Origin of the sequence: Rhodonellum sp. (assembly GCF_030656585.1) — a bacterium.
GTDB lineage: Bacteria > Bacteroidota > Bacteroidia > Cytophagales > Cyclobacteriaceae > Rhodonellum > Rhodonellum psychrophilum.
In genome coordinates, this window is record NZ_JAUSPP010000071.1 from 1 (window position 1) to 7,246 (window position 7,246).

The window sequence follows — 7,246 nt, forward strand, 5'->3', positions numbered from 1 at the left end:
TTGGGTTTCAAGCCCCGATGCATCATACCCTAAATTAAAAACTTTCATTCCAAGTGTTTTAGATAAAAAATCTGAATTAAAATGCCTATAAGCTCTTGAGGATCCCAAAATCAACACTTCAGCATTAATATTTCCTTCATCGATCCAACCCAATCGTTCCTTATTTAAACCAAAATCAACAACTTTTAAAAAAATAAAAGAGAAAAGAAAAAAAATTAAGCCCATTAGAATTCCTTTTTTTAAAAATCTTTCCATTAGAACTGGAAATAAATAAATTCCTTTGCCTCACCAAAAACACCCCAATAAACAATCAAAAATGCGGTGATGATATAAATGGGATATCTGTACCACGTTCCTTGTAGTTTGCTCATCCAGTTGAATTGAAATCGGCCAAAATATTCCAAAGCTAAAAACAAAATCAAAGCAATTCTTAAGTCATATCCAAACCAAGAAAAATTCTTGGGTACAAACGGATTAAAAAACAAACGACTTAAGTACCCCCATGCATCCCAAATAGAATCGGACCTGAAAAACACCCAGGCAATGCAGACCATTAGAAAGGTAGAGCCCATTTGAAGAATCTCTTTGAAGCTTGGAATTAAATGGTCCCCCTCATCAAGATGTACCCTATTCTTCCCAATCAAGAAAATCGGAATAAACATCGCTGCATGAATGCCTCCCCAGGCGATAAAGGTCCAATTAGCTCCATGCCAGAAGCCGGAGACTAGAAAAACAATAAAGATATTCCGAATCGCTTTGGCTGTTGAAACCCTGCTTCCTCCCAGTGGAATGTATAGGTAATCCCGAAACCAGGTGGATAGGGATATATGCCATCTTCGCCAGAATTCGGCAATGTCTCTGGCGAAATAAGGTGTTCGAAAATTGACCATCAACTTAAACCCAAGCAATAGCGCCACCCCAATGGCGATATCCGAATAACCGCTAAAATCCCCATATATCTGAAAGGAAAACAGCACTGCTCCCATAATCAATTCCAAACCTGAGGCTGTCTGATAATTTTCGAAAATAGGATTGACTACCAAGGCACAGTTGTCTGCGATGACCATCTTCTTGAACAGTCCCCACAGAATGAGCTTCATCGCTGTGGAACCTTGCCGATATTGGAATTCCCTTCTTTTGAAAAACTGAGGAAGCAGATTGGATGCCCTTTCGATTGGACCTGCCACCAATTGAGGGAAAAAGGCGACAAAGGTGAAGAATGCTATTGGATCTTTGGTTGCCTCTATTTTTCCTTTATAAACATCAATGGAATAGCTCAGCGTTTGAAAGGTGTAAAAACTGATGCCTACCGGAAGGATGATTTGGAGGGTCTCCTGATGGGCTTGAAAACCCATCATTTGAATAAAATCGGTAGTGGAGTCAATGAAGAAATTGAAATACTTGAAGAAGGCAAGCATCCCAAGATTGACCAAAAGGCTGATTCCCAGATATTTTTTCTTACCATAAAACCAACTTTTCAGCCCCTCCTTTTTTACGGTAGGCTCTGAATGCTTGTCTTCCGACATTCGCAATCCGCACCAGTAATCCACAGCCGAACTCAATACAATCAAACCCAAAAACCTCCAATCCCACCAGCCATAGAACACGTAGCTTGTGAACAGCAAGAAAGCATTTTGAACTTTAAGATTCTTTTGAAATGCAAACCAATAGAGTGTAAATACTATTGGAAGGAAAAATATAAAAGTGAATGAATTGAAAAGCATGTATAATTACCGTCCTGAAATCAGAAAATCAATAAAAATATTTATACTCTATTGATTTATAATCAGTTTAATTATTAAAAAATAAGCTGATTTATTTTTAATAATTACTAATATTAATCGTATAATTACTTTTAAAATAACCGAACTATAATGGTCTTTATATATTTATATTTTAAATCTATTACTCTACCAACAAATTTTTCATATAGATCAAATTTGTAATATAAATGAGTTCTTTTTTCCCAAAATATCCACCAAAATAAGTATCTGGAAATTTTAAATTTTTCACGAAATGATTTGCAAATAGTAATTGAAACAGTCTGATTATCTTTCAACTTTAATTCTTCTTTCAAGTAACATTCTGATAATACCTCAAATACATGGCCGGGACATTTTAACCATCTATAGACATAGCATTCAACATTTTCAATTTTAACCTTATAAAAATAAAAGTTTTTAAAAAGAATGAAATCTGCTTTGTCTACATCGAAAAAAAATGGTTTAGTAGAAACGATATTCAAAGTTCCTTGGAAAAATCTAATTTTTTTTGACTCTAGTTTTTCATTAATTTTGCCAACAACATTCACTCCTTTCCCTCTGCCCTTTACTATTTTTCCCTCTATCAGAATTTCCATACCATTATTAAAAATATGGAAATGCCTTATTTGAATTAATGCTAGTAATATTTCTTCTAAAATACATTTTCGGAGATTTTAGCGGAATCATATCCAAATATTTTCTACTTTTTTGTACTTCATAAAAGTATTTCTTAAAACCATTAGTTCTTGAAAAGATTTAAAGTAGAAAAAGGATTTAATTTTTTTGGTTTCACAGCAGCCTTCAATAAAAATGGATTTACCTCATTACAATTCTATTGGAACTTTTCTACCCCTCAGAAGATGTATAAAATTGATAGAAAAGTACTCAGTCGAGTGAATTTGAAGTAAATTTTTTGAGTGTTGTTAAAACTTATTGTGGATTTAAATACCAAGCCCCCCTTTTTTAACGTTTTTTTCTTCCGTAAAATCAGGGTTTGGGTGATTGAAAGCTATTTGGAATCACTCCCCCCAGCTTCGCCCCTTCGGTCACGTTTGTGCTTAGCGGGATGAGTAAGAAAATTACTCTGTGGTGACAAATTTAGTCCGATGGTGGATATTAGCAAGGAATGTGGGGGAAAAAGTTTGGGAAGGGGGAGGAAGGTTTGAAGTGGGAAGTGGGGAGTTGGAAGTTTTGGACGGGAGACAGGAGACGGGAGACGGTATTATGGTCCGGAGACGGAAGGTGGAATGTTGGATGGGAGGCGGAGGAAGTTGGGAAGTGGGAAGTGGGAAGTTTTGGACGGGAGACGGGAGACGGAAGACAGGGAACGGGCGGGAAGTTGGAAGTTTGGACGGAAGACGGGAGACAGGAGACGGAGGGGAGGTTTGAATTAGGAAGCGGGAAGTTGGAAGTGTTGGATGAGGGAAAGGGACGGTGGGGAAACAGTGGATTTTGAAAACAAAATGGCATGGAGTATAGATTTTCTGGGATTTTGATTAGTTTCGGGGATAGAAACGCACGGGGTGCCTGACGAAAGTTGGGCTGAGACGATACCCGAACACCTGATTTGGATAATGCCAACGGAGGGATGCTTTATAAAATATTCCATTTTGTACGCCACCCTTTTGGTCACTCCCATCGGTTGGCGTTTTTTGTTTCGCCCGAATATGCATTAAAGAATTTTATCCTTTAATGGAATTGGCAATGCATAACACGGGTTTCGCCTTTAACCTGAAAAACAAAATGGAACTGGAAAAATCAACATTTGAACTGATCCCCAAAACCCAGCAAAACTGGCAAAACCGACCGGAATGGTTTTTTAACCGGGAACATACCGATCCCTATGAGCAATGGTACGAGGGGCGCTACAAACGCGCGGAGATCTGGCAGAAAAAGGTCATGGAACAATTGGTTTCCAAGGACAAACGGATAAAAACGCTGCTGGAATTTGGTTGCGGTACCACCCGGTTTACCCGCTGGTGGAAGGAAATCGGGATCGAAGCCACGGGCGGGGACATTTCGCCCCTGATGCTTTCCCAGGCCGTGGACCTGTTTGACGGGGACTTGGTCATGGCGGATTCGCATTACATGCCTTTCAAGGACCATTCCTTCGATGCCATGGCCTTTATCACCACTTTCGAGTACTACAAGGATCCCGTGAAAGTGATCCGGGAAGCTGCCCGGGTGGGCAAATACGGGATTGGCATGGGGATGATGAACCGGAATTCCCCGAAGGTACTGCGGAGACGGGTGCAACAGTTGTTCGGGAAAAACCCCTTTTATGTCACCGCCACCTTCTACACGCCCCAAAAACTGATTGCCATCATCGATACCGCCTTGGAGGGCCGCTCCTACTCCATCGAATGGTCCTGCACGGGATTGCCAAAATGGTTCCCGGTCCAGCAATGGAGCCTACCCTACGGGGATTTTTTCGGTTTGTACATCAAATTCAACGACGTGGACTGATGGAAGCAAAACTTGGAAAAATAGACCAAAGCCTTATCGCAGGCGTGATCGCGCAGCAATGCGGAAAATCCAGAAAGGAAGTCCTTACCGGACCACAATTCGGCGTGGATGTCTCCGTGGTGGCCCTGCCGGGGGGAATGGCGATGGCGGCCACCAGCGATCCCCTCTCCCTGATTCCTTCCCTGGGTTTGGAGAAATCGGCCTGGCTGTCGGTTCACTTGGCGGCAAACGACATTGCGACAACAGGATTTGCGCCGATGTATGGGCAGTTTGTGCTCAACCTTCCCGGGACCTTCTCCAAGGAGGATTTCGGCAGCTATTGGGAACATGTGCACCGGTTTTCCGAGGAAATCGGGCTTGCGATCACGGGCGGCCATACGGGATTTATCGCCGATCAGCATTCCACCATTGCCGGTGGGGTGACGCTCTTCACCATCGCTCCCGCGGATCAGGTCCTGACCAGCAAGAAAGCAGGCATTGGGGATGTCATCTTGGTCACGAAGGAATGCGCCATTTCCTCGGCGGCCATCCTGGCACTGAGTTTCCCGGAAACGGTCATCGCGGCCTACGGCAAGGAAGTCCACGAAAGTGCCTGTGCGCTCTTTTACCAAACCTCCTCCCTGCCCGATGCCTTGGCGGCTGTTGGCGGGGAAAGCGGGAGAGCCGAAGTGACGGCGATGCATGATGTCACCGAGGGAGGCGTATTGGGTGCGATCTACGAGATGGCCAGCGCTTCCGGCCATGGGGCAAGGGTGGACAAAGGCAAAATCCCCCTGGGGGAAGTGACCGGAAAGATCTGCTCCCTGTTTTCGATCGACCCCTACCACAGCGTCGGGGCCGGCGCGATGATCATCACCTGCAAACCTGCGCATGCGGCGGCCGTCATGGAACGTCTGCACTTGGCAGGGATCGCCTGCAGCTGTGTGGGCGAGATCCGGGAAAAAGCCTACGGGATCCAATTGGCCGAAGGGGAACAGGAAAGTGAAATGCCGTATATGGAAACCGACCCGTATTGGGCGGCATTTTTTACCGCAATGGAAAAAGGATGGACCTAAGGCGACAAATAAAGGGGGGCCTCTACCTGGTCATCGATCCTGCGATGGAGGAAGCGCTGCTATTGGAAAAACTCCGGATCGTGCTTGCCTCCCCCATCGCGGCGGTCCAGGTCTGGGACAATTTCCCCGATGATGGGCATCCCGAAGCCCTGCTCGAGAAGGTGATCGTCCTTTGCCAGGAAAAAAATGTCCCCGTGCTGATCAACAACCGCTGGGAATTGCTCGCGCAGCATGCCTTTGACGGGGTCCACTTTGACCAGGTGCCGGACCATCTTGCTTCGGTAAGGTCCTGTATCAAACGGCCGTTTTTGGTGGGCATCACCTGCGGAAATGAGCTGTCGACCGTGGCTTGGGCAGATGGAAACGGAGTCGATTATATTTCCTTCTGCTCGATATTCCCCTCCCAGACCAGCAACAGTTGCGAACTGGTCCTCCCGGAGACCATCCAAAAAGCCCGGGAAATGACCGCCATGCCGATATTTTTGGCAGGAGGCATCAGGCCGGAAAACTTAAACGAATTGAAGAAATTGTCCTTTGACGGGATTGCCGTGGTGTCGGGCATCATGCGTGCTGCCGCACCGGAAAAAGCCATTTCGGCATATCTCACACATTTAAACCCCTGACACATGCAATTCCATTTCAGCCTGAAATTGCTTCACAGCACAATTTGGAAATGGAATGCATCATTCGGGTCATAAAACCAGAAAACTATGAGAATGGAAACGATTGCTAAACTATGTTGCCCCTTTGACAAGGACGAGCTTGATCTGACGATCCTGTCGCAGGATTTGAGCGGAAATGTACTGGAGGGAATCCTGCATTGCAAAACCTGCAAGCGCGTCTACCCCATCATCAAGGGAATCCCCATCATGAGTCCAGACGAGTACCGTGAGAAGAAATACGAGCAGCCGATGCTCGATGTTTTCGCAGAACGTGGAAGTTGAATGGTGTTTAGTGCTGGATAGGGAAGAGTATGTGGTACGGTGTGCTGAGCACGAAATACCACATACCACATACTCCATACTTCGTATTTGGTATAGCGTATTTGGTATTTATCGCAAACTGCTTGGTAAGCTATGCTTTGTATATTGAACGGTCTACCGAGCACGAAACTCCCCCATGTGAACATTCCTTGAAAATTAATGATTTGATTGTCAGTGATTAGGGATGGAAATTTTGGGATTGGGGATAAATTGCGGGAGGGGCATGTTTTGAATTCCGATTATTTTACTACTTTTGTATCGCCTTGAAGCAAAAACAGCAAGCGTCCAAAAGACAAAGCTTATTTTACTTCACTGCACTATTGATCGGGGTGTAGCGTAGCCCGGTATCGCGCCTCGTTTGGGACGAGGAGGTCGTAGGTTCGAATCCTGCCACCCCGACTGCATCAATAGCGTGCCAAAAGCCAGTAAATCTTCCGATTTACTGGCTTTTTTTTATGGCTTTCCGCCTATTGTCATTCGGTCAAACGGTTTTTTTATCTGTGCGTTTGGTCTTACTTTTCGAGATCATGGATGTTTCGGTCGTGCCGATGGCACTTTGACTCCTATAGGGTGTTCGGCATTACCCACAATGAATTATGGGTTTAAGACTTGACCCAAGCCTACGGCTTTTGCAGATGACTGTATCGCTTTTTCAAATCGCGTAGCGATGCCAGAATTCTTAACCGGGGATTTTAATCCCCGGAATCATAAACATAGTCGTTTGTCTTTGGCTAAAGAAAATGATTGAATTCCGAAGGGTTTTCGCCAAAGCAGGTGGTTGACATTGATCTCAATTTTTCTTCCTTTGTCACTTTTTGCTTGATGATCCACGATAGCTATCGGGATAACCAAAAAATCAAGGCTGATATCTCTTCTTCAAATTGGGGCGGGAATTCTTCACTTTATTGATTAGCTTCCAATTTGATTTTTATCTGGCTTCTGAGAGCTAAAAATGAGTGGATCTCACTCGGTGAACCTT

The 7,246-nt window shown here is 44.4% G+C and carries 8 protein-coding genes, 1 tRNA gene and 1 riboswitch; of the genes, 6 read left to right on the forward strand and 3 right to left on the reverse strand.

What is annotated here, in order from left to right; translation table 11 throughout:
• The 3 genes from Q7J63_RS17720 to Q7J63_RS17730 form a co-directional block, all read right to left on the reverse strand.
• On the reverse strand, nucleotides 1-255 hold a 255-nt coding region (locus tag Q7J63_RS17720; RefSeq protein ID WP_304888083.1), incomplete at its 3' end, for a hypothetical protein.
• Nucleotides 255-1,625 carry an MBOAT family protein gene (locus Q7J63_RS17725; protein WP_370691930.1) on the reverse strand — a complete coding sequence of 457 codons (1,371 nt, stop codon included), beginning with the start codon at nucleotides 1,623-1,625 and terminating at the stop codon, nucleotides 255-257. The genes Q7J63_RS17725 and Q7J63_RS17720, both read right to left, overlap by 1 nt.
• 230 nt (nucleotides 1,626-1,855) lie before the next feature.
• Nucleotides 1,856-2,359 (reverse strand): DUF120 domain-containing protein, encoded by a 504-nt coding sequence (locus Q7J63_RS17730; RefSeq protein WP_304888087.1) that lies wholly within the window; start codon nucleotides 2,357-2,359, stop codon nucleotides 1,856-1,858.
• Between the two features lie 530 nt (nucleotides 2,360-2,889).
• Here Q7J63_RS17730 and Q7J63_RS17735 point away from each other — a divergent pair.
• The 6 genes from Q7J63_RS17735 (at nucleotide 2,890) to Q7J63_RS17760 (ending at nucleotide 6,666) form a co-directional block, all read left to right on the forward strand.
• Nucleotides 2,890-3,219, forward strand: coding sequence for a hypothetical protein (locus Q7J63_RS17735; RefSeq protein ID WP_304888089.1), 330 nt, complete (start codon nucleotides 2,890-2,892; stop codon nucleotides 3,217-3,219).
• A 53-nt stretch (nucleotides 3,220-3,272) separates the two neighbouring features.
• A riboswitch (TPP riboswitch) is annotated at nucleotides 3,273-3,369 on the forward strand.
• A gap of 137 nt (nucleotides 3,370-3,506) precedes the next feature.
• Entirely contained in the window at nucleotides 3,507-4,229 is a 723-nt protein-coding gene (locus tag Q7J63_RS17740) for a class I SAM-dependent methyltransferase (RefSeq protein WP_026333891.1), read from the forward strand.
• Nucleotides 4,229-5,284 (forward strand): AIR synthase family protein, encoded by a 1,056-nt coding sequence (locus tag Q7J63_RS17745; protein WP_304888091.1) that lies wholly within the window; start codon nucleotides 4,229-4,231, stop codon nucleotides 5,282-5,284. Before Q7J63_RS17740 ends, Q7J63_RS17745 begins: the two co-directional genes overlap by 1 nt.
• Nucleotides 5,275-5,907, forward strand: coding sequence for a thiamine phosphate synthase (locus tag Q7J63_RS17750; protein WP_304888093.1), 633 nt, complete (start codon nucleotides 5,275-5,277; stop codon nucleotides 5,905-5,907). The genes Q7J63_RS17745 and Q7J63_RS17750 overlap by 10 nt, the downstream gene beginning before the upstream one ends.
• Before the next feature lie 93 nt (nucleotides 5,908-6,000).
• Nucleotides 6,001-6,228 carry a Trm112 family protein gene (locus Q7J63_RS17755; RefSeq protein ID WP_304888095.1) on the forward strand — a complete coding sequence of 76 codons (228 nt, stop codon included), beginning with the start codon at nucleotides 6,001-6,003 and terminating at the stop codon, nucleotides 6,226-6,228.
• 364 nt (nucleotides 6,229-6,592) lie between these two features.
• Nucleotides 6,593-6,666: transfer RNA gene (locus Q7J63_RS17760), tRNA-Pro, on the forward strand.
• Nucleotides 6,667-7,246: the final 580 nt, after the last annotated feature.

Coding starts and splice junctions, on each gene's coding strand:
- Q7J63_RS17730 (WP_304888087.1), bottom strand. CDS start 2,359: ATGGAAATTCTGATAGAGGGAAAAATAGTAAAGGGCAGAGGGAAAGGA.
- Q7J63_RS17735 (WP_304888089.1), top strand. CDS start 2,890: ATGTGGGGGAAAAAGTTTGGGAAGGGGGAGGAAGGTTTGAAGTGGGAA.
- Q7J63_RS17740 (WP_026333891.1), top strand. CDS start 3,507: ATGGAACTGGAAAAATCAACATTTGAACTGATCCCCAAAACCCAGCAA.
- Q7J63_RS17745 (WP_304888091.1), top strand. CDS start 4,229: ATGGAAGCAAAACTTGGAAAAATAGACCAAAGCCTTATCGCAGGCGTG.
- Q7J63_RS17750 (WP_304888093.1), top strand. CDS start 5,275: ATGGACCTAAGGCGACAAATAAAGGGGGGCCTCTACCTGGTCATCGAT.
- Q7J63_RS17755 (WP_304888095.1), top strand. CDS start 6,001: ATGGAAACGATTGCTAAACTATGTTGCCCCTTTGACAAGGACGAGCTT.